Source organism: Gloeocapsopsis sp. IPPAS B-1203 (assembly GCF_002749975.1).
Classification (GTDB): domain Bacteria; phylum Cyanobacteriota; class Cyanobacteriia; order Cyanobacteriales; family Chroococcidiopsidaceae; genus Gloeocapsopsis.
This window is the reverse complement of record NZ_PEIG01000005.1, coordinates 65,309-85,640: the sequence shown is the minus strand read 5'-3', so window position 1 is coordinate 85,640 and position 20,332 is coordinate 65,309. Positions and strand designations below refer to the sequence as shown.

At 42.6% G+C, this 20,332-nt stretch carries 17 protein-coding genes; 12 read left to right on the top strand and 5 right to left on the bottom strand.

The features are described from left to right. Window positions 1–42: 42 nt before the first annotated feature. The 4 genes from CSQ79_RS10295 (at window position 43) to CSQ79_RS10280 (ending at window position 3,468) form a co-directional block, all read left to right on the top strand. Entirely contained in the window at window positions 43–645 is a 603-nt protein-coding gene (locus CSQ79_RS10295) for a hypothetical protein (protein ID WP_099701097.1), read from the top strand. 263 nt (window positions 646–908) lie between these two features. After that, window positions 909–2,126, top strand: coding sequence for an acyl-CoA dehydrogenase family protein (locus CSQ79_RS10290; RefSeq protein ID WP_099701096.1), 1,218 nt, complete (start codon window positions 909–911; stop codon window positions 2,124–2,126). Next, window positions 2,123–2,875, top strand: coding sequence for a PIG-L deacetylase family protein (locus CSQ79_RS10285; RefSeq protein WP_099701095.1), 753 nt, complete (start codon window positions 2,123–2,125; stop codon window positions 2,873–2,875). Before CSQ79_RS10290 ends, CSQ79_RS10285 begins: the two co-directional genes overlap by 4 nt. Next, a complete protein-coding gene (locus CSQ79_RS10280) occupies window positions 2,872–3,468 on the top strand; it encodes a class I SAM-dependent DNA methyltransferase (RefSeq protein WP_099701094.1) in 597 nt (198 codons plus the stop codon). Before CSQ79_RS10285 ends, CSQ79_RS10280 begins: the two co-directional genes overlap by 4 nt. Here CSQ79_RS10280 and CSQ79_RS10275 read toward each other — a convergent pair. Then, window positions 3,391–4,680, bottom strand: a complete 1,290-nt coding sequence (locus CSQ79_RS10275) for a glycosyltransferase family 2 protein (RefSeq protein ID WP_099701093.1) — start codon at window positions 4,678–4,680, stop codon at window positions 3,391–3,393. The two genes, CSQ79_RS10280 and CSQ79_RS10275, sit on opposite strands and share 78 nt — an antisense overlap. Window positions 4,681–4,977: 297 nt before the next feature. On the opposite strand from CSQ79_RS10275, the gene CSQ79_RS10270 reads away from it, so the two are divergent. After that, window positions 4,978–5,844: a Cof-type HAD-IIB family hydrolase gene (locus tag CSQ79_RS10270; protein WP_099701092.1), complete on the top strand. Its 867-nt coding sequence runs from the start codon at window positions 4,978–4,980 to the stop codon at window positions 5,842–5,844. A 261-nt stretch (window positions 5,845–6,105) separates the two neighbouring features. Here CSQ79_RS10270 and CSQ79_RS10265 read toward each other — a convergent pair whose 3' ends face one another. Continuing rightward, on the bottom strand, window positions 6,106–6,996 hold the full coding sequence (locus CSQ79_RS10265; protein ID WP_099701091.1) for a DALR anticodon-binding domain-containing protein: 891 nt from the start codon (window positions 6,994–6,996) through the stop codon (window positions 6,106–6,108). 551 nt (window positions 6,997–7,547) lie between these two features. Between CSQ79_RS10265 and CSQ79_RS10260 the strand changes: the two genes are divergently transcribed. Further along, window positions 7,548–8,267 carry a Crp/Fnr family transcriptional regulator gene (locus CSQ79_RS10260; RefSeq protein ID WP_099701090.1) on the top strand — a complete coding sequence of 240 codons (720 nt, stop codon included), beginning with the start codon at window positions 7,548–7,550 and terminating at the stop codon, window positions 8,265–8,267. Window positions 8,268–8,305: 38 nt separating this feature from the next. Here CSQ79_RS10260 and CSQ79_RS10255 read toward each other — a convergent pair whose 3' ends face one another. The 3 genes from CSQ79_RS10255 to CSQ79_RS10245 form a co-directional block, all read right to left on the bottom strand. Beyond that, the gene (locus CSQ79_RS10255; protein WP_099701089.1) at window positions 8,306–9,352 is read right to left on the bottom strand and encodes a PstS family phosphate ABC transporter substrate-binding protein; all 1,047 of its coding nucleotides are present in this window, start codon (window positions 9,350–9,352) and stop codon (window positions 8,306–8,308) included. A 216-nt stretch (window positions 9,353–9,568) separates the two neighbouring features. Further along, window positions 9,569–10,951 carry a serine/threonine-protein kinase gene (locus CSQ79_RS10250; RefSeq protein WP_099701088.1) on the bottom strand — a complete coding sequence of 461 codons (1,383 nt, stop codon included), beginning with the start codon at window positions 10,949–10,951 and terminating at the stop codon, window positions 9,569–9,571. Window positions 10,952–11,003: 52 nt separating this feature from the next. Then, window positions 11,004–12,014, bottom strand: coding sequence for a LysR family transcriptional regulator (locus tag CSQ79_RS10245; protein WP_099701346.1), 1,011 nt, complete (start codon window positions 12,012–12,014; stop codon window positions 11,004–11,006). 204 nt (window positions 12,015–12,218) lie between these two features. Here CSQ79_RS10245 and CSQ79_RS10240 point away from each other — a divergent pair, with 204 nt between their 5' ends. From CSQ79_RS10240 to CSQ79_RS10215, 6 genes are all read left to right on the top strand, one after another. Continuing rightward, the gene (locus CSQ79_RS10240; protein ID WP_099701087.1) at window positions 12,219–12,932 is read left to right on the top strand and encodes an NnrU family protein; all 714 of its coding nucleotides are present in this window, start codon (window positions 12,219–12,221) and stop codon (window positions 12,930–12,932) included. A gap of 326 nt (window positions 12,933–13,258) precedes the next feature. Then, window positions 13,259–13,654, top strand: a complete 396-nt coding sequence (locus tag CSQ79_RS10235; protein ID WP_099701086.1) for a thioredoxin family protein — start codon at window positions 13,259–13,261, stop codon at window positions 13,652–13,654. Window positions 13,655–13,930: 276 nt separating this feature from the next. Beyond that, entirely contained in the window at window positions 13,931–16,015 is a 2,085-nt protein-coding gene (locus CSQ79_RS10230; RefSeq protein ID WP_099701085.1) for an NAD(P)H-quinone oxidoreductase subunit 5, read from the top strand. 94 nt (window positions 16,016–16,109) lie between these two features. Further along, a complete protein-coding gene (ndhD1, locus tag CSQ79_RS10225) occupies window positions 16,110–17,684 on the top strand; it encodes a photosynthetic/respiratory NAD(P)H-quinone oxidoreductase subunit D1 (RefSeq protein ID WP_099701084.1) in 1,575 nt (524 codons plus the stop codon). A 454-nt stretch (window positions 17,685–18,138) separates the two neighbouring features. Further along, window positions 18,139–18,993, top strand: a complete 855-nt coding sequence (locus CSQ79_RS10220) for a GAF domain-containing protein (protein ID WP_099701083.1) — start codon at window positions 18,139–18,141, stop codon at window positions 18,991–18,993. A gap of 42 nt (window positions 18,994–19,035) precedes the next feature. Then, complete coding sequence (locus CSQ79_RS10215; protein WP_143755449.1) at window positions 19,036–20,325, top strand: PAS domain-containing sensor histidine kinase; 1,290 nt, start codon at window positions 19,036–19,038, stop codon at window positions 20,323–20,325. Window positions 20,326–20,332: the final 7 nt, after the last annotated feature.

The window sequence follows — 20,332 nt, the reverse complement described above, 5'->3', positions numbered from 1 at the left end:
AAAGTTTTATCGCTGTAGAATACTGAATTAAGTAAAGGTGATATGGCAAGAAGAAAGCACATCCAAATCGCTACTACCCCACTCGCGATCGCAGTACTCGCACTGACTAGTGTTCCTAGTGTTGCTGCAACAATTACGACTTCTTACCGCAATAGTTTTCGCGTTTGTACTGCCCGCCTCCTAAGTGTTGGTATTACCGATGTCGCAGCAGCTAATGCTTGTGCCACAGCACTCAATCCTCGGGAGCTATCTAGCTGTGTTGTAAGCATTGATCAACGCACAGAAATTGCTGCAGCTGATGCTTTGGCGACGTGTAGACAGGTACGAAGTCAAGATGAGTTAGCCACCTGTGTTGTCGGAATTAGTCAGACTAGTCAAGAACAACCTGCTAATGTTTTAGACTATTGCGGTCGCAGCTTGTTACCAGTACGTTTTGCTGAGTGTGTTGTTGGTTTACGCAGTGAAATTAATTTTACGCCTGTTCAAGCAATGGATAGTTGTATCGATGCTAGCGATCCTTTAGGAAACCTTTCCCCAACATTCATCCCAGAAAGCCAAACGCCTGCGATTCAAACGTCTCCAGAACCCGTTACTCCAGTACCACCAGCACAACCTTCTCCACCAACTACACCAGTAACTCCGTAAACCTCCTGCATGAATCACAGATGCCCTCCAACTAAAGTCAGGGCTACTCAAGCAAAGTGTACCTTCGTACACTGAAATGAGACTTTTACTAGTAAGTCCACCTTCGTGGACTTTGTTTATTTAGCCAGCGAATTTATTCGCCCAGCTCACCCCTCTTCATACAAGCTCTACCCCAGGAATGAACATAAGTTGTAGTGAGACAGTGATAATAAATACCAAAAAGCCTTTGGTTGTGCAATCGTAGGTGGGTTTACACAGAAGACTTGAAGGAGGACAATATTATTACACAACTTTCACCCAGCGTTATTCCTGATAGTTGGCACGAACCAGCAATTACAGAAATATTATCGCGGGTTGTAGATATTGCTGATTTTGCGTTCAGTAATGCTGCTGCGGTAGATTGTCACGGAGCCTTCCCCGCGAAAGAATTTGAACTGATTGCGCAAGCGGGGTTATTAACCGCGCCGCTACCTCGCGAATTGGGCGGATTAGGCTTAGGTACACAAGCGGGTGGAACGTTACCATTGTTGCTGCTACTTAAACAACTAGGTCGTGGTAATTTATCTGTTGGTCGCGTTTATGAAGGTCACGTTAATGCACTACAACTGATTAACACATTTGGAACTCCAAAACAAATTGAAAGCTTTGCTGTAGCCGCACGCGATCGCCATAAAATCTTTGGTGTTTGGAATGCTGAAGCCGCTGATGGTGTCAAAGTCATTCCTTTAGACAATGGCAATTGTCGGTTGGAAGGTTCTAAAACCTTTGCTTCGGGTTGTGGTTTTGTCGAACGTCCGTTTGTGAATGGAGTACTACCAGATGGTAGTTGGCAAATGTGTATTGTGCCAATGGATGAAGTTCAGACAATTGTCGATCCTTCTTGGTGGCAACCTTCAGGAATGCGCGCATCGGCTAGTTATAAAGTAGATTTTACAGGTGTGGAACTCGATCCACTCTACGTCATTGGCAATCCTGGCGATTACTTCCGTCAACCGTGGTTAACAGGAGGTGTGATTCGTTTTGCTGCGGTGCAACTTGGTGGTGCTGAAGCTTTATTTAATTTGACGCGGGAATACCTACACTCACTCAATCGGACTCAAGATCCTTACCAAGAAGAACGCCTAGGACAAATGGCGATCGCTATCGAAAGTGGTCATCTTTGGTTACGCGGTGCTGCAACTTTAATGGATGAATACGCACCTGTCTTTGGTGGTTATGCTGCTGATGAGCATCCCCAAGCAAGCACAATTGTTGCCTATGGCAATATGGTACGCACTGCGATTGAGCAAATCTGTATGAATGTCATTCAACTATGCGAACGCTGTGTTGGTACTCGCGGATTACTGCCACCACAACCAATAGAACGCGTCATCCGTGACTTGACTTTGTACCTGCGCCAACCTGCGTTTGATGCAGCGATCGCTAATATCGGGCAATATGCGCTATCTAGTGAAACCGCAAGTTCGCTATGGACGCTATGACTTCAATCGTGCCGCAACTATTATTAGCGAACCCAGAACAAATACCACTACGTCCAGCAAAGGCGATCGCTGATTTTGGTTCTACACTCATTGTCGCGCCGCACCCTGATGATGAATCGCTCGGTTGTGGTGGTGCGATCGCTTTATTACAGCAGCTTAGTATCCCCGTAGAGGTACTTGTAATCAGTGATGGGACTCAATCGCATCCCAACTCACGTCGCTACCCAGCACCAGCTTTAAGAGACTTACGTGAAAGTGAAACTCGCACAGCACTTTCGATACTTGGTGTTAATGCAGTCACATTTTTCCGCCTCCAAGATGGCGCTGTTCCTCATAAAAATACCTCAGATTTTGAGCCGGCTGTGGCTTGCTTACGCGACTATTTATCAAGCCGTAATTTCCGAGCGCTCTTTTTACCTTGGCGGTACGATCCACACCCCGATCACCGTGCGACTTGGGAACTACTGACAGCCGCAATTCATACTGCAAATTTGTCTGTGCGCCAAATTGAATATTTGATTTGGGATTGGGACCCCTTGCAACGCAAAGATGCAACACTACTTGTAAATGTTGAGCTGTGGCGGTTGGATATTAGTACAGTTATCGATTTAAAACAACAGGCGATCGCAGCATATCGTTCGCAAACAACAGATTTAATTGACGACGACCCTGAAGGTTTTCGTTTGACACCTCAAATGCTAGCCCACTTTGCCCATTCTTGGGAGCTTTACTTGGAGCAGACGCAATGAATCAACCAAAGCCACACATGAACTCACTGCAACCTCAATACTTTAACGATCTCTACACTGCTGATGAAGATCCGTGGCAATTTGAAACAAGTGAGTACGAAGCGCATAAGTATGCAAATACCTTAGCTGTACTACCTAGACAACGCTATCGCTGTGCACTCGAAATTGGTTGTTCAATTGGTGTCCTCACCTCGCGTTTAGCCGAACGCTGCGATTCCCTCTTATCAATTGATGCATCGGAAATTGCCTTGAATCGAGCGATTAAACGCTGTCAGCACTTATCCCACGTTGAGTTTCAATTAATGCAGGTTCCTGGCGATTATCCGCCGCAGAATTTCGATTTGACCTTAGTTTCTGAAGTTGGTTATTACTTATCTTGGGAGGATTTAAGAAAAACGCAAAAATTGCTCCTAGAGCATCTAGAATCAGGAGGGCATCTGCTTCTCGTCCATTGGACACTATATGCAGAAGATTACCCTTTATGGGGCGATGAAGTTCATGACTCGTTTATGGAACTAACTGATTCGCACTTGCGGCATTTGCGAGGACGGCGGGAAGATCAATATCGGCTTGACTTGTTCGAGCGAATTTAAATGAGTTGCTGCTTGACGTAAACTGCTTAAACGCAATCGGAGATCGGCGATCGCCTGAGAAATTTCTTGGTAAGCATCTCTTTCTAATTCAACTGTTTTTTCTTTGGTTCGTTCTAGCAATAAACCAAAAGTAGGTGACTGGGATAGTTCTTCGGTTAACCAAGAAAGGGAAACTTTCCATTCATGCGCACATTGTGCAATTTCATAGTTGTTTAATTGTTGATGAATACGCGATCGCATCCATAGCATCCGTAACTTACGACGTGCTTGCAACCGTTGCTCGCTGATTGCTGCCGATTCTACAATAAACGGCTGATGCTGGTGTCCCATCACTGCCCATTCACGCAACTGATTTGCTAAGCCATTGTTGGCGCGTCCTGTTTGTCGTGCTGAGGTAATCACTTTCACAGCTGGACTATGACGAAACCTCGCATCTACACGTACCAGTGCTTGATAAAAAGCGACATCTTCCGGCGTACGTACCGCAGGCATACCGCCTACACGAGCATACATTTGCGCTGTAACGGCTAAACTTGCACCATAGTGCTGATAATGCCGAGGCCAACATTCGCACGGTTCAGGATCGAGATATGTTTCGAGTTCGCTTAGTAAATAGCGATAGCCTACCTCACGCAAGTGACACAATCGCGCATAGGGTTCTAAATGACTGCGTTCTGCACGGTCTGTGATAATTCTCCCACCGACTGCATCCGCACCATGAGTTATTTCTTGTATAGTTGCAGCAATCCAAGTCGGTGCTACGCGAGTATCGCCATCGGTTGAAGCAATGATACCGCGCTTGCGTCCGATACCCATCAAGCGACGATATGCTTCGTGCATCAATATACGTCGTACTTTACCAATATAAGCTTCGGGCTTGGATAAGGTCATTTCTACTACGTGCAGTGCTAACGATGAATGTTGCTGGGCAAATTTGCGAGCGATCGCTGCAGAGTCATCACAGCAGTTATTTGCAAGCAGAATAATCTCGTAACGGCTGTAGTGTAGTGGTTTTCCTTGTAGATCGATTTGATGTGCTAAGGCATTGAGTGTAGCTACTAAGTGTTCAGCTTCATCTCGTACTGGTACAACAACACATATTTCACATTCTGCAGCAGGAGGCGTTGTTACTAAAGGCTCAACTGATACTCCCTGAAACGCTGAATCTGCGTGGGCTGCTGTTTGCATCCCAAAACGCTCAATCCCCAGCATATTAATTTATTCCTATACCAAAAGCAATTGCTTCAGTGTATCTATCTCTACTATTTTTTGAATCTACTTTTAAGCTGATTTTGTGATATTGAAAACGCCAACATTAAGTATTTCCTACTACAACTAATCCACACATTTTTGCCTTATTGGTTTAAAATTTGGGCGTAAAAAATGTCAGAATAATTGTTTATTAACCGTTTGCATAACAAGATAAATCGTATTTTGCCAAAATACGTATTGCCAGACGTATCAAGCATAAGTGAAGTTTATTTATACTTTATTCCAACCCCATTACCAATGACTAATTCAAAACTCAAAACTCAAAACTCAAAACTCTTTAAGACTTCAATTAAACTACTTGTACTCGATATTGATGGCACGATCGCCGGAGAATCAAACACAATTCGCCCTGCTGTACGTCAGGCGATCCAAGCAGCAAAAGTCCAGGGCATTGAAGTTGCACTAGCTACAGGTCGAATGTATTGCTCTGCTTTACGCTTTCATCAAGATATTGGCTCGACAATGCCATTACTAGCTTACCAAGGAGCCTGGATTCAAGATCCCCACACGCAAAAAATTCACCGTCATTTACCTGTAGCGAAAGCAACAGCGTACCAGTTGTTAGATTACTTTGAACAACCCCAACTGCGATCGCTATTATCAGTTCACTTTTATATCAACGATCGCCTCTATGTGCGCGAACTCACATCAGAAACTCAACTCTACTCAGAACGTTCTGGGATTGAACCAATCGCTGTTGGTGACTTGCGTCAAGTTCTTGCAGATGAACCAACAAAAGTGCTTGCACTCAGTGATGATGTTGTCTTGATCGATCGTCTTTTAGGAAGCTTGCGGCAGCGCTACACGCCTGCTGAACTGTACATGACAAAATCCGTTGCGACTTTTTTTGAAGCAACCAATCCTCTAGTAAACAAAGCAGCAGCCGTACGTTACTTAGCAGAAGAATGCTTAGGTATCCAAGCTGCAAATGTCATGACAATTGGTGATAATTTCAATGATGTAGAGATGCTTGCATACGCTGGTGTTGGCGTTGCAATGGGTAATGCACCGACAGCAGTTAAAAATATTGCCCACTGGGTAGCGCCGAGTGTTGAAGAAGATGGTGCAGCAGCAGCAATTGAAGAATTTATTTTGCTTAAGTAAAACCTTTTATCTACGTCTCACCCTCAAACACAGAAAGAGTACCGACGACTGGCCGTGTTTCGTCTCGGTACCCTGACTGGTTCGCTCCTCACACACTTGCAATATTATATGAACTCTATCTATTTGTCACTGCTTTGCGCAAAATTTTCTATCTAAAGGTAGAAGTTACCAATGTCATACCAGAAGAAGAGAAAGTTTATGTAATTAGCGTTTAAGATTTCCAGTCTCTGGCAATATGTTCTGATCCCTACGAATTCTGCCTTATAGTTCGGTTGGTGCGTAAACACCTAACTTATCGTTTAGGAATACAGCTAGAAGACTTTGAGTTAATGACGTTAAACCCAATCGCGCCCGTGCTAGAAGTAGATTATTTTGTTTGACTTCACCCCAGATCCGACAGTGAGTATAGAAGTTTTGCCAAGATTGACACAAATTTAGTGTTATTTTTTCCCACTGTGCTTTTGACTCGGTGCGGGGATAGTATAAGTTATCAAATAGTACTAGTAATTGCTTGATTAAAGCTTGCTCAGTTGAGTGACAACAAAGAAGGCGTTGTTGAGAATCAAGAAAAGAAATTGGTGTCTGTTCTGAAACAACAGGAAAAATATTTTCGGCAGACTCTACTTGCGATCGGAGTGTAATTAATCCCTCTTGTGCAGCTAGCTGTAGAACTGAGCAACAACGAGCATGGGTATACTGAAGAGTAAATGACAGCGAAGCACCACTGCCTTTTTGCGAGCAATATTGTTCTATTCTTGGAGGGTTAATAGTGAAGTACTGTAGCCAACTGCCAACAGTGAGATCTGTTAATTCTAAATAAATTAAACCTGGTGGTGCTACATGAGTTACGATCGAGGTTGAGCTAACAGCATTTTCTGTAGATAACTTTGTTGGTGGTATGGTCTGAGAAATTGCTGTAGTGTCGATCAAGTGCATCATAGTCGTCGCAATTTGCATTGCCGGAAGCTTTTGTACTGCGCTTAACTGCAACGCGATCGCCCAGATATAAGTAATTTGATTATTTTTTAAGTTCCAGGAAAGATTAATTTTTGGTTTTGCGTACAACTTTTGATTCAGCAAGTATAAATCGAGAGCTATTTGCAGTTGCTGCAATAATACGTGTTTAATTGTGCAGTAGTTAGGAGATAACAATTGATTCCACGCGTAAATTTTAGTTCAAAATTCAACCACAATCATTTTATGATTTCAAACACATTTTTTCTCGTCGCTAGTGCAGACATTCAGCTTTGTTCAACCATCACTTCTATCCAAATCAGTTTCATTCGATACTAAAATTTTACTGATATTGTCATGTGATAAAAAAGACCTAAAAATGTGACGAAGATCACTGACGAAATAAGGATCGAGGGTGGATAGTCCTGGCAATGTGTATCACTGTATGTGCTGACATTTCTTGTGTTGACATTGTTTCAATTTTGCCAAACTTTATGTTGTTTTAATATTGAACTACGCGATCGCCAAAAGAAAAAAACTGCAAAAGTTAGTAAATATTAAGTAACATCTAATACTAGGATTGTTTTGTAAGACCTATAAAACAAATGTAGAGTTAAGCTAACTAGTAGCCGATAATTACACTGGTCTGTTAGGTGCTCTTGAGAGCGTTAACATATCAGTAACGGCTGCATCTTGTTGTAACGTTTTCGGCTAAAAGCCAAATGCTTCGACTTATGCATTCTCCATCTATGCAGTCCCCAACATTTCCAGAAACACCAAGACCGTTTTTAACTTGGCAACGAATTCTTGACTGGGCGCAAGAACACTACCGAGTTCGCTCTTTTAATAAAGATGAGCGAATTCCTGCAAGACCAGGGCTACTGTACTTAGTACAACGTGGTGCGATTAGACTTGTGGGTACTGCCCAGGTTAGTGCCACCGCCAGTCAGCTTACCTCCCGCAGAGTTAACCGCACCCCCGAAGAAGCTTTCTTAGGCTTTGTTGGTGCTGGACAGCCCTTTGAAATTGTTGCTCAATCGCCGTTTACACTTCAAGCATACGCTCATGTCGATCAAACTTCTGTAGTTTGGATGTATTGGCACGATTTAGATAATTGGCCACATTTCCGGCGTGAAGTTCTCGATGCCTTTCGTTACCAACATCAACGAAAATTATTGTGGCTGAGTGCTTTGGGGCAAAGGCGAACAATTGATCGCTTGCTCGGATTTCTTACACTGTTAGTTGAAGAGTATGGTGAACCTTCCTTCAGCCCAGAAGATCCCGAATTACTTCGTGGTTATTGCTTACCATTTCCGCTTACCCATGCTCAAATTGGCAGTGCAATTGGTTCTACACGAGTCACTGTGACTCGCCTGATGGGTAAATTACGTCAGCGAGGTTTGTTAATTACTCAGGGAGATAATTTGATTTGTTTACCAGCAGATTCAGTCAATATCGCTAAGAGGTAACATGCCTCTGTGGATAAACGTCCTACATAGCCTCTATGTCAGCGAATTCTGACAAAACCAGTTTGCTCGATGAGTTCTTGTCCTTGCGTTGTTAAAAGAAAATTAGCATAAGCATCTCCGGCTTGCTCGTCACTTTGACCGTTTTGCTTGATGATGACAAACAAGTTACGCGTGATTGGATACTGACCAGTTTGAAAAGCTTCAAGATTGAGGCTATTACGTGACTTTGGGCACTGAGATAAAGGAACAAAGGGTTCTTGGTAGGGTGGAATAAATTCACCTGACCCACGCCCTATAGGTAGAGATTTGATAGTACACTGCGGGACAACTTCTGGTGCAGAGGCATAATAAATACCACCAGGAGTCACCGCTAATCTGCGTAATGCTTGAGTCGTGTCAGGAACAAATTCTACATTTGAGCCAAACGATTGTGCCAAGATATCTTGAACAAAAAATTCAACAGTGCCACCATCGCTGACCTGCCGCGAAAAAGGTACTATTGGTAAATTAGGACCGCCTACTTGATTCCAATTGGCAACTTTGCCACTGTAGATTGCGCGAAGTTGTTCGATAGTGAGTCCTGGAATATCCAAATTAGGGTTAACAGCGATCGCTAATCCATCAATTGCCACTGGAATTTGTTGCAAACCAAATCCGCGTTGTTGGGCACGTGCAATTTCTTGATCGAGCAGTGGTCTAGAAGACTGTGAGAAGGCAATTGTACCGTCAATAAGCATCCGAATGCCACTTGCTGAACCTGGTGTATCGCTTGTTGGGTTAACATAACGCAAGCGAAATTCTGGTCGTGCTGCTTGAATTGCAGAGTCAACGGCTAAGCGAATCGGTGCCCAAGTTGTACTACCACCATAGTTAAACAATCCGTTGGGAACATTTTGTACTGAGGCAAAATTTGTACTGTCAGATACAATAGGCGGCGAATTATCATCTTCTGATGGTGTTGTGATTCTACTGAAGTCAATATCAATACCTGATCGATTGGCAAACCACCACAAACTACCACCTATTACTGCAAGTGTAATGAAGAGAGCCAACACTAAAACAGCGGTTTCATTTTTTTGAGACATAAGATTTGATCAGGCGATCCTCAAATTGAACTTAATTCAAAATTTAAGCTCTAAAATTCAAAATGGCATCAGCATTGCTCAAAGCTTAGCCAATGAATTCGCTGCTGCATAGACAAAGTCTACAGAGGTGAACTCATTGTTAAAAGTCTTATATCTTAGTGTACGAAGGTACACTTTGCTTGAGTAGCCCTGACTTTAGTCGGAGGGCATCTCAGATTAAAAAATTAAAGAAAGCAGTTTGTATATTAAACGAAATATTGCTGCAAAAGCGATCGCTGCTGCGCCTGTGACTAAGGCGACAAGCAATATATTTGAAACTGTCTGTCCACCTTGCAATGCTGGAATAAACAAAATGATTGCCAGCGTAATACCGATTAAAATTAATAAATCTTTAACATTAACCCAGCGTCGCGTCTGGGCAAAAATGAGTATCCCCAAAATGAATGTAGTTACAGCTAATGTGATGGGTAGCGAATTGAGTAAGTTGTAGATAGCAATTCCAATTAAACCCCCCTCAAATCCACTAAATCCTGCACCTGAGAGCAACTCTAATGTCGAAAATACGCTTTGGCGTGATAGTGGTTGATTTGACTGAGATACTGCCTTAGCGGTACTAGCAGGCGGCGTAACTGGTGGCGGAGATACAGGTGGTGCCGTCGCTGAGGCGATCGCAGCTAATACGTCTTGGGCAAACTGAAAGCGTTGATTAGGTGTCACTGACAGCATTCGATCGAGAATGTCAGCGATCGCTGATGGAACACTAACGTGCGATCGCCAGTTCCAGCGATTGTTGTAAGCATCAAACAATTCAGCCGGTTCTTTACCTGTCAGTAACATGACAGCAGTCACTGCTAAGGCATACAAATCAGTTGATGGGTAAACGTCCCCGCCAGACATTTGTTCGGGTGGCGCGTAACCTTGGGAATAAATTCCTGTTGAGCCTTTGATGGGAACTGCAGTTGTGACTTGTTTAACCGCACCAAAATCGAGCAAATAAAGCCGCCCATTGCGATGGCGCATGATATTAGACGGTTTGATGTCGCGATGAATCGAACCGCGTTCGTGAATAAACTGCAACACAGGGAGAATTCCCTGCAATAATTCCACCACTTCGCTAGTAGAAAACTTGCCTTTTTCTTGTAATTCCTCTTCTAAATTTTTGCCATCAATGTATTCCTGTACCAAATAGAAAAACTTGTCTTGCGAGTTTGCTTGTAAACTGGGAACTGTTAGTTCAAAAAAAGCATACAAATCAGGAATTTGGTCGTGTTGTCCCAATTCTTCTAGAACTTCAGCTTCCCGTTCAAACAATTTATGGGCAATTTGTAGCTGAGTTTGAGTTAAGTTGCCAGAAGGCTGAAATTGCTTAACAACACAGCGGCGCATTCCTGGAGTATAGCGATCGCGAGCTAAAAATGCTGCGCCAAAACCTCCTTTGCCAACCAGTTTTAACGGTAGATAGCGTCCGACTAAGATCAACGGCATCCCGCAAGCTGTGCAGTATTTTTGTTGAATCGTTTTGAGCGTGGCGCTATCGTCTAAATCCGCAAAAAAATTTTGGGGACGAGGACAACCAGAACGGGTGCAGAAGACTTCCATGAATCCAAGTTGGGGCTAAAAATTGTTTTAACGCCAAATCCCCATCATGCAACTATCCTCCAGCTGAGCTTGGCGTGACTTCTTCTTCATCAAACTCAGGTACGATTGGTCGTTGCGATTTCAACACATCCTTATTCCAGCCTGGCTTAGCAAATTGCGGTAAGATTTCGTTAATGAAGGCTTCTGCGGCTTTGGAGCGGTAACGGTTTGGGTTAACAATAACCGACAATGTCCGCTTGACTACAACGCCTTCAATATTGGCACAGTGCAACCCTCCCATTTGCAATTCTTTAGCGATCGCAGTAATCGAAACAAAGGCAGCACCCAGCCCTGATTGCACGGCATTTTTGATCGCTTCGATTGAATTGAGTTCCATTTCAATTTTGAGACGACGCGTATCAATATCACAGCGCGTTAGTACTTGGTCTATTACCTTACGAATTGTTGATTGTGAGTCAAGGGCAATAAATTGTAGCTTGTAAAGATCGTCTTTGTAGATTGTGTCTAGCTTCGCAAAGGGATGAGACATTGGTAAAATCAATGCTAGCTCATCTTCCGCATAAGGAATAATTTCTAGCGAGTCTTGCAATTCACTGGGTACTTCGCCGCCAATAATAGCAAGATCGACTTGCCCGTTAGCTACACTCCAAGCTGTACGCCTTGTGGAATGAACGTGCAACTGAACTGCTACATCAGGATACTGTTTTCGGAACAAACCAATCATCCGTGGCAAAAGGTAAGTTCCTGTCGTTTGCGAGGCACCAACAATTAACGTACCGCCTTGGAGGTTTTGGAGGTCTTCAATAGCGCGGCAGGTTTCCTGGCAAAGCGTGAGAATTTTCTCACCATAGCTAAGGAGGAGATAACCTGCTTCTGTCAGTTGTGCTCGGCGTCCTCCTCTGTCGAACAAAGGAACATCCAACTGTCGCTCTAAGTTTTGTACTTGGAGACTCACAGCAGGCTGCGAGACGTAGAGACTATCAGCGGCACGCTTGAAGCTCCCTTCGGCAGCGATCGCTTTGAGAATGCGTAACTGATCTAAAGTAAACGGAAGGTCAGACATACTGCTAAACCCACGAAGATGAAAGGAGACTTCAGGCAACCAATCTGGAGCGGTCATACCTAGATGGTTCATAGCCTGCTTGTTAAGGTGACTTAATCTAGAATTTGACACTATCACAACTCATTCTGATTAAGTCGATCCTGTTGAATACTTTGTGCTATTGGTTGTACTGCACGCTAGTTTTCTTCTCACAACTTTATTTACATGATTTTCGCTTGGTTGACGCCCAGTCATTTCATTATGCTGAGTCTTTTAGTCGGATTTGCGATCGCCCACAGTGGTCTAGCTGCATTACGACCTTGGGCAGAAAAACGCATTGGTGCGCGACTTTATCGCGTTGTCTTTGCTTTGGTAAGTTTGCCATTGGCGGTTATCTTAATCATTTACTTTATCAATCACAGGTACGATGGTTGGCAATTGTGGCAAGTCCAAGGGGTTTTGGGGATAAAATCAGTCGTTTGGGTGTTGTCAGCTATTTCTTTTTTATTCCTTTATCCAGCTACGTTCAATCTACTAGAAATTGCCGCCATTCAGAAACCCCAAGTTCATCTTTATGAAACTGGCATTATTCGGATTACGCGTCATCCGCAAATGGTGGGTCAAATTATTTGGTGCGTTGCCCATACCTTGTGGTTGGGAACAACATTTACACTCGTGACTTCTGTAGGACTCGTCTTGCATCATTTATTTGGAGTCTGGCATGGCGATCGCCGCTTAACAAATCGTTACGGAGAAGCTTTTACTAGCGTTAAAGATCGGACATCCATAATTCCTTTTCTGGCGATTGTCCAAGGCAAACAAACGCTTAAACTTCAAGAATTTTTCCGACCTGCTTACCTAGGTGTTACCGTTTTTGTCATCTTACTGTGGTTGTCTCATCCACTTTTAATTCAAGCAACTGGTCAAGTCAATTGGTAAGGTAAGCTTTCTTAATGAGGAATCTTGCTTACTACTAGCGATCGCTAAACATGCGCATTTTAGAATGCTATTTGCTTGAGCGCGAATTTGTCAAAACCCTTGCAACAATTGATCCCACTATTCTACCTATAAAGTGTAAATCGAAAATTTTAGCTTACCAATTGATCCCAAATTGATGTAGCATGGTTCAAATCGGCTACTAAAAACTAGCAGTTAGTCAGTTGTCTTTGACAACTATTGTCAAATTTTTAATACATACTTTTTCGACTGCTCAGGTCAAGTAGCTAATTTAATAATAAAATTCGATAAATTTACTTAGAGGAATTATGGTGTTGTCGGTTAATGAGCAGACATTTACTCAAGAAGTTTTAGCATCTCCTATTCCTGTTCTTGTGCATTTTTGGGCACCTTGGTGTGGTCTGTGCCGCAACATCGAACCTTTACTATCACAGTTTCAATCTCAGTGTGGTCATCGAATCAAAGTTGTTGGCATCAACGCTGACGAAAACTTCAAACTTGCTAACTCCTTTCGTCTCACCACACTACCAACCTTAATCCTGCTCGAAGATGGTCATCCTCAGCGACGATGGGACACTTTACGCGGGCGGGAAGAACTGCGTGCAGAACTAGAGAAAATTCAACTTCTCTACGAAAATAAACTTTGTTCTCTTGCAGGCGCAAGCTCATCTTTTACTTCTGAGTGGGAGTGTCGTTTAGCTTAAGCAAAAAGATCTGGGGAAACTAGGAGTTACTCGGAATCAGTGTTAAGCATAAAACAGTAGAGAGTTAAGAAAATTCCTCAATTCAGAAGTCAAAACTCATAACTATTCACTAACTACTACTCACCAACCACTCATCAGTCGCTTTGCTCAAAACTGATAGCTATTTTTAGAATCCCACGGATATTTCAGTCAAGTGGGCTATTTTATGATAAAACCCTTATGTCACAATTGTTAACAGTTTGGTCACAATAGAAAAGAATTATATAGGCGTCAGTGATGGAAGCAATCTATCAGTATGCCTGGCTCGTTCCGGTGTTACCTTTGGTCGGGGCAATGCTGGTCGGTCTTGGGTTAATCTCGTTCAATCAGGTGACGAACCGCGCGCGGCAATTAAATGCGGTGTTTGTCGTCTCCTTGCTAGGTGCCGCAATGTTTCTATCAGTGGCATTGCTTGTCAGTCAATTTCAAGGACACGCGCCTTATATCCGCACGCTAGAGTGGGCAGCCGCAGGAAACTTTCACCTGACAATGGGCTATACCATTGACCACCTCACAGCCCTGATGTTGGTGATTGTCACCACAGTGGCTTTTTTGGTGATGGTATACACCGACGGCTACATGGCTCACGATCCAGGATATGTACGCTTTTACGCATATCTGAGTCTATTTAGCTCATCGATGTTGGGCTTGGTTGTTAGCCCAAACATTGTGCAGATTTACATTTTTTGGGAACTGGTAGGTATGTGTTCGTACCTACTTGTAGGCTTTTGGTACGATCGCCAAGCAGCAGCAGATGCGTGTCAGAAAGCCTTTGTCACTAACCGCGTCGGTGACTTTGGTTTATTACTGGGCATTTTAGGGCTGTACTGGGCAACTGGTAGCTTTGAATTTGAGGCAATCGGCGATCGCCTGCAAATACTAGTAGAAACAGGTTCACTGAGTAGTCTGCTTGCCGGATTATTCGCAATTTTGGTTTTCTTAGGTCCTGTTGCTAAATCGGCTCAATTTCCACTGCACGTTTGGCTGCCGGATGCAATGGAAGGTCCAACTCCAATCTCGGCACTAATCCACGCCGCCACAATGGTTGCAGCTGGAGTCTTTTTAATTGCGCGGATGTACCCAGTTTTTGAAGGTATACCCGCAGCGATGAATGTCATTGCTTTCACAGGCGCTTTTACAGCGTTTTTAGGGGCAACGATCGCTATTACACAAAACGACATTAAAAAAGGCTTAGCCTACTCCACGATTTCCCAATTGGGATATATGGTGATGGCAATGGGTGTTGGTGCATACAGCGCAGGGTTATTCCACCTCATGACTCACGCCTATTTCAAAGCAATGCTGTTTCTTGGTTCAGGTTCTGTCATTCACGGCATGGAAGGAGTCGTAGGACACGATCCAGCCTTGGCACAAGATATGCGGATGATGGGAGGACTGCGGAAATTTATGCCAATTACCGCAATTACCTTCTTGATTGGTACGTTAGCCATCAGTGGTATTCCACCATTTGCCGGTTTTTGGTCTAAAGATGAAATCCTAGGTTCTGCCTTTGCAGCAAATCCCTTGCTATGGTTTGTTGGTTGGGCAACTGCTGGAATCACAGCTTTCTATATGTTTCGGATGTATTTTTCCACGTTTGAAGGCAAATTCCGTGGTCATCAAGCTGAAATTCGCCAGAAATTGAAATCTGCCGCAGCTAATACATTAATGAGTCCTTCTCCCCTTGCGCCTAACTTTGGTCCTGGGGCTATGGATACAAGAGAACTAGCAGCTTTATCTGACGATTCTCACGGTCATGGACATAACGAACATCCCCACGAATCACCGTGGACGATGACGCTACCACTGATTGCTCTAGCAATTCCTTCTATCCTGATTGGTTTAGTGGGAACGCCTTATGCTAACTACTTTGAGGAGTTTATCTATCCTCCGAGTGAAACCCTAGCAGAAGTGATGGAAAAAGTTGCCGAGTTCGATCAAACAGAGTTTTTCATCATGGCAGGCAGTTCGGTAGGCATTTCCTTGATTGGAATTACCCTAGCGTCCCTAATGTATTTGTTCGGTAGGATTGATCCAGCTGCGATCGCTTCTTCAATCAAGCCACTTTATGAACTTTCCCTCAACAAGTGGTACTTTGATGACATTTACCACCGCTTCTTTGTTTTAGGTAGTCGCCGCTTAGCGCGACAAGTCATGGAAGTTGACTACCGTGTTGTAGATGGTGCAGTTAACTTAACAGGCTTCTTCACACTCATTAGCGGTGAAGGATTGAAATACCTAGAAAATGGTCGCGCTCAATTCTATGCCCTGATTGTATTTGGGGCTGTGTTAGGCTTGGTGATTGTTTTTGGTGTGACGTAATGAGGAGTGAGGGGTGAGGGGCGAGGGGCGAGTAAAGAGTTAAAACCCTAAGTTCCCTACTTCCTACTCCCTACTCCCTACTCCCTAGTTAACTATGAATACCGCTAATTTTCCCTGGCTGACGACGATAATTTTGTTGCCGATCGCCGCGTCACTGTTGATTCCCTTCCTACCAGACAAAGATGGTAAAACAGTACGCTGGTACTCCCTAGTCGTGGGATTGATCGATTTTGCACTGATTGTTTGGACGTTTTATTCTCAGTACGATTTTACTAACCCCAATTTACAGCTAGTGGAAAGTTACCCCTGGGTGCCGCAGCTAGATTTAAATTGGTCTGTAGGCGTAGACGGCTTGTCAATGCCTTTAGTCATTCTAACTGGGTTTATTACAACGCTCGCAATGTTGGCGGCTTGGCCTGTTACTCTCAAGCCGCGCTTGTTTTACTTTTTGATGTTGGCAATGTACGGCGGTCAAATTGCAGTATTTGCTGTTCAGGACTTGCTGCTGTTTTTCCTGGTATGGGAACTCGAACTGATCCCTGTATATCTATTGCTGGCAATTTGGGGCGGTAAAAAGCGGCAGTACGCAGCCACAAAATTCATTTTGTACACGGCGGGTGGTTCACTGTTTATTTTGGTTGCTGCCCTGACAATGGCATTCTATGGCAATACTGTGACGTTTGATATGCGGGCGATCGCTGCTAAAGACTATGCCTTGAATTTTCAATTATGGGTGTATGCAGCTTTCTTGATTGCCTACGCAGTAAAACTCCCCATTTTTCCGCTACACACTTGGCTACCAGATGCCCACGGTGAAGCAACTGCGCCAGTACATATGTTACTGGCAGGAATTCTTCTGAAAATGGGCGGCTATGCTTTAATTCGGATGAATGCCGGAATGCTACCCGATGCTCATGCTTATTTTGCTCCAGTGTTAGTTATTCTGGGAGTTGTCAACATTATCTACGCTGCACTAACATCTTTTGCCCAGCGTAACCTCAAGCGGAAAATTGCTTACTCTTCAATTTCCCACATGGGATTTGTTGTCATTGGTATTGCCTCATTTACTGACTTGGGCTTGAATGGTGCAATCTTACAAATGATTTCTCACGGCATGATTGGTGCAAGTCTATTCTTCTTGGTTGGAGCAACCTACGATCGCACTCATACTCTGATGTTAGATGAGATGGGTGGTGTTGGACAGAAAATGCGGAAGATGTTCGCTATGTGGACAACTTGTGCAATGGCTTCCTTAGCTTTACCTGGAATGAGTGGTTTTGTTGCAGAGTTGATGGTATTCGTCGGCTTTGCTAATAGCGATGCCTACAGCCCGACGTTTAAAATCATCATCGTCTTTCTCATGGCAGTTGGTGTAATTTTAACGCCAATTTACTTACTATCAATGCTCCGCGAGATCTTCTACGGACCAGAAAATAAGGAGTTGGTTTCTCATGAAGCATTGATCGATGCAGAACCACGAGAAGTGTTTATCATTGCTTGTTTGTTAGTGCCAATTATTGGAATTGGTTTATATCCTAAGATCCTGACTCAAGTCTACGACGCTACAACAATTCAGTTAACTGAAAGGTTGCGTGATTCTGTGCCTACTCTTGTTTCTCAAGAAGCTCCTACTTTGTCATTCCGTGCACCAGCTATGAGTAATAAGTAACAAACAAGGTTTCAAAAACTAAAATACGATTGCTCAGGCAGGTTGTCAAAACCTGTCTTTTTTTGTAGACCTCCTGTATGAATCATAGATACCATTCAACTGAAGTCAGGGCTACTCAAGCATAGTTTTGAGTTTTAAGTTTTGTTCGCCTAAGCGTGCCGGAGGCAATCATTTTGAATTTTCTTAACTCATAACTCAACACTCTAAATTGGTGGACTTTAATTTATTTGGTAGTGAATTCATTCGCACTCGCATTTTAATGACTAATCGCTCTTCTGCTGTCATTTTTAACAAGTATCAGCAATTTCTCTGAACCAGAAGAAATTTATCTCCTAGTTTTCTCGGATTACAGCCAGCCCATTTACAGAATACGATTGAGCGGATGATATCAATTTTTTAAGATATTTGTTCACCTTGCTTCAAAGCAGCATAAGGCATAATCAGAGGTAGCACAATGGTTGTAGGTAGAGATAAACAGTCGCTAGATGAGCATATACTAGCAGTACAAGATAGTTTAACTCACCCATCTCATATTTATCCCGATGACTCTCACTTGCTAGACTCTACACATAAAAACAATTACATTGGCAAGCAAACACTAGAAGAACGCATTCTTGAACTTGAACAAGCTAGTCAGCAATTAAAAATAGAAAACATAGATTTACGGCGTGCAGAAGAAGAAGTCCTTTTTTTACAAAGGATGACACAAGCAATTAGTGAAGCTACAGACTTTCATTCAGCATTAGGAATTGCTTTACAAAAGGTGTGCGACTTCACAAGTTGGAAATTTGGTGAGGCGTGGATTCCTAAGACAAATTCTCATGTCTTAGAGTATAGCCCTGCTTGGTATGGTGTTAGCCCAGAATTAGAAAAATTTAGAACGTTAAGTCAAACATTTACTTTTTCATTAGGAGTCGGTATTCCAGGGCGTGTCTGGGAATCAAGGCATCCAGAGTGGATTCAGGATGTTTCCAATGTATCTGATACAATTTGTCAACGCTGTCAACTTGTTAGAGAAGTTGGATTCAAAGCAGGAGTAGGTATTCCAATTATTAACCGCAATGAAGTATTAGCAATCCTCGTCTTTTTCATGTTTGAGGCTTATGAGGAGGATCAACGACTTGTTGAAATCATCTCAACAGTAGCTATTCAATTAGGCTCTTTGATTCAACGCAAACAAGCAGAAGAAGCTTTACGTTCTAGTGTGGCAACAAACCGAGCCTTAATCAATGCCTTACCAGATCTACTACTGCGGATCAACAAGGAAGGATACTTTGTTAACTTTAAAGCAGCAAAAAATGAAAGTTGAGTTATACCTGAAAATAATTTTGTTGGCAAGCATTTATGTGAAGTGCTTTCTGCAGAAATTGCTTTACCCGCAATAGCATGTATCGAAAAAGCTTTAGCAACAGGAGAACTTCAAGTTTTTGAATCACAAACATTTGTAGATAATCTTTTGCGGTACTACGAATTTAGAATCGTAGTTAGTGCAGAAAATGAAGTAATGGTGATTGTTCGTGATATTACTGAAACTAAGCTATTTTTAGATTTATTACAGCAACAAGAACGCCAGCTAAAAGCAATTTTAAATAATATTCCTGGTAGTGCCTGGCTTAAAGATAACGAAAGTAGATATATTGCTGTTAATGAACCCTTACTGAAGTTATTTAATAAAAAATTAGAAGAGGTTGTTGGTAAGACAGATTACGACTTGTTTCCCCCTGATTTGGCTCAAAAATGTATTGATGACGATCGCGAAGTTTTAGCGACTGGCAAAAGAAAATATTTTGAAGAATTTTCAGTTAATCCAGATGGTAGTGAGATTTGGTTTGAAACTATCAAAACACCAATTCATAACGAAAATAACGAAATTATCGGCACAACTGGCATTGCTTACGATATTACAGAACGTAAAAGAATCGAGCGCGACACATTCAATGCTTTGAAAAAAGAGAGAGAACTAAGCGAACTCAAATCACGCTTTGTCACCATGACGTCTCATGAATTTCGTACTCCATTAGCAACAATTCTCTCTTCAGCAGAATTATTAGAATATTACAGTCATAAATGGAGTGAGGATAAAAAGCTTAGTCATATTCATAAAATTCAGTCTGCTGTTAACCACATGACTAGTTTGTTGAATGATGTTTTATTAATTGGCAAAGCTGAAGCAGGGAAATTAGAGTTTAATCCACAATCATTAGATATAATTCAGTTTTGCTCCAGCTTAGTAGAAGAATTGCAAATTAGTACTACAGAACATCAGATTATTTTTCAAGCTCAATATCAAAATTTAATAGTTTACTTGGATGAAAAGTTATTAAGACACATCTTAACAAATTTATTATCAAATGCTATTAAATATTCTCCACAAGGAGGTGTTGTTCGTTTTGACTTGATTTGTCAAAAAGACGAGCTAGTTTTTGTTATTCAAGATGAAGGTATTGGAATTCCTAAACTAGACCAAGAGCAACTATTTAATTCTTTTCATCGAGCTAGTAATGTAGGTGTCATTTCGGGTACTGGTCTAGGTTTAGCAATTGTGAAAAAGTCTGTTGATTTACATGGAGGTCAAATTACTGTTGATAGTGAAGTAAATAGAGGAACAACCTTTACGGTAACACTACCATTAAATTCTTAGGAATTAA

Bases quoted from the DNA above. Each gene is read 5' to 3' on its own strand.
- CSQ79_RS10295 (WP_099701097.1), top strand. From the start codon at position 43: ATGGCAAGAAGAAAGCACATCCAAATCGCTACTACCCCACTCGCGATC.
- CSQ79_RS10285 (WP_099701095.1), top strand. From the start codon at position 2,123: ATGACTTCAATCGTGCCGCAACTATTATTAGCGAACCCAGAACAAATA.
- CSQ79_RS10280 (WP_099701094.1), top strand. From the start codon at position 2,872: ATGAATCAACCAAAGCCACACATGAACTCACTGCAACCTCAATACTTT.
- CSQ79_RS10275 (WP_099701093.1), bottom strand. From the start codon at position 4,680: ATGCTGGGGATTGAGCGTTTTGGGATGCAAACAGCAGCCCACGCAGAT.
- CSQ79_RS10270 (WP_099701092.1), top strand. From the start codon at position 4,978: ATGACTAATTCAAAACTCAAAACTCAAAACTCAAAACTCTTTAAGACT.
- CSQ79_RS10260 (WP_099701090.1), top strand. From the start codon at position 7,548: ATGCAGTCCCCAACATTTCCAGAAACACCAAGACCGTTTTTAACTTGG.
- CSQ79_RS10255 (WP_099701089.1), bottom strand. From the start codon at position 9,352: ATGTCTCAAAAAAATGAAACCGCTGTTTTAGTGTTGGCTCTCTTCATT.
- CSQ79_RS10250 (WP_099701088.1), bottom strand. From the start codon at position 10,951: ATGGAAGTCTTCTGCACCCGTTCTGGTTGTCCTCGTCCCCAAAATTTT.
- CSQ79_RS10245 (WP_099701346.1), bottom strand. From the start codon at position 12,014: ATGTCTGACCTTCCGTTTACTTTAGATCAGTTACGCATTCTCAAAGCG.
- CSQ79_RS10240 (WP_099701087.1), top strand. From the start codon at position 12,219: ATGATTTTCGCTTGGTTGACGCCCAGTCATTTCATTATGCTGAGTCTT.
- CSQ79_RS10235 (WP_099701086.1), top strand. From the start codon at position 13,259: ATGGTGTTGTCGGTTAATGAGCAGACATTTACTCAAGAAGTTTTAGCA.
- CSQ79_RS10230 (WP_099701085.1), top strand. From the start codon at position 13,931: ATGGAAGCAATCTATCAGTATGCCTGGCTCGTTCCGGTGTTACCTTTG.
- ndhD1 (WP_099701084.1), top strand. From the start codon at position 16,110: ATGAATACCGCTAATTTTCCCTGGCTGACGACGATAATTTTGTTGCCG.
- CSQ79_RS10220 (WP_099701083.1), top strand. From the start codon at position 18,139: ATGGTTGTAGGTAGAGATAAACAGTCGCTAGATGAGCATATACTAGCA.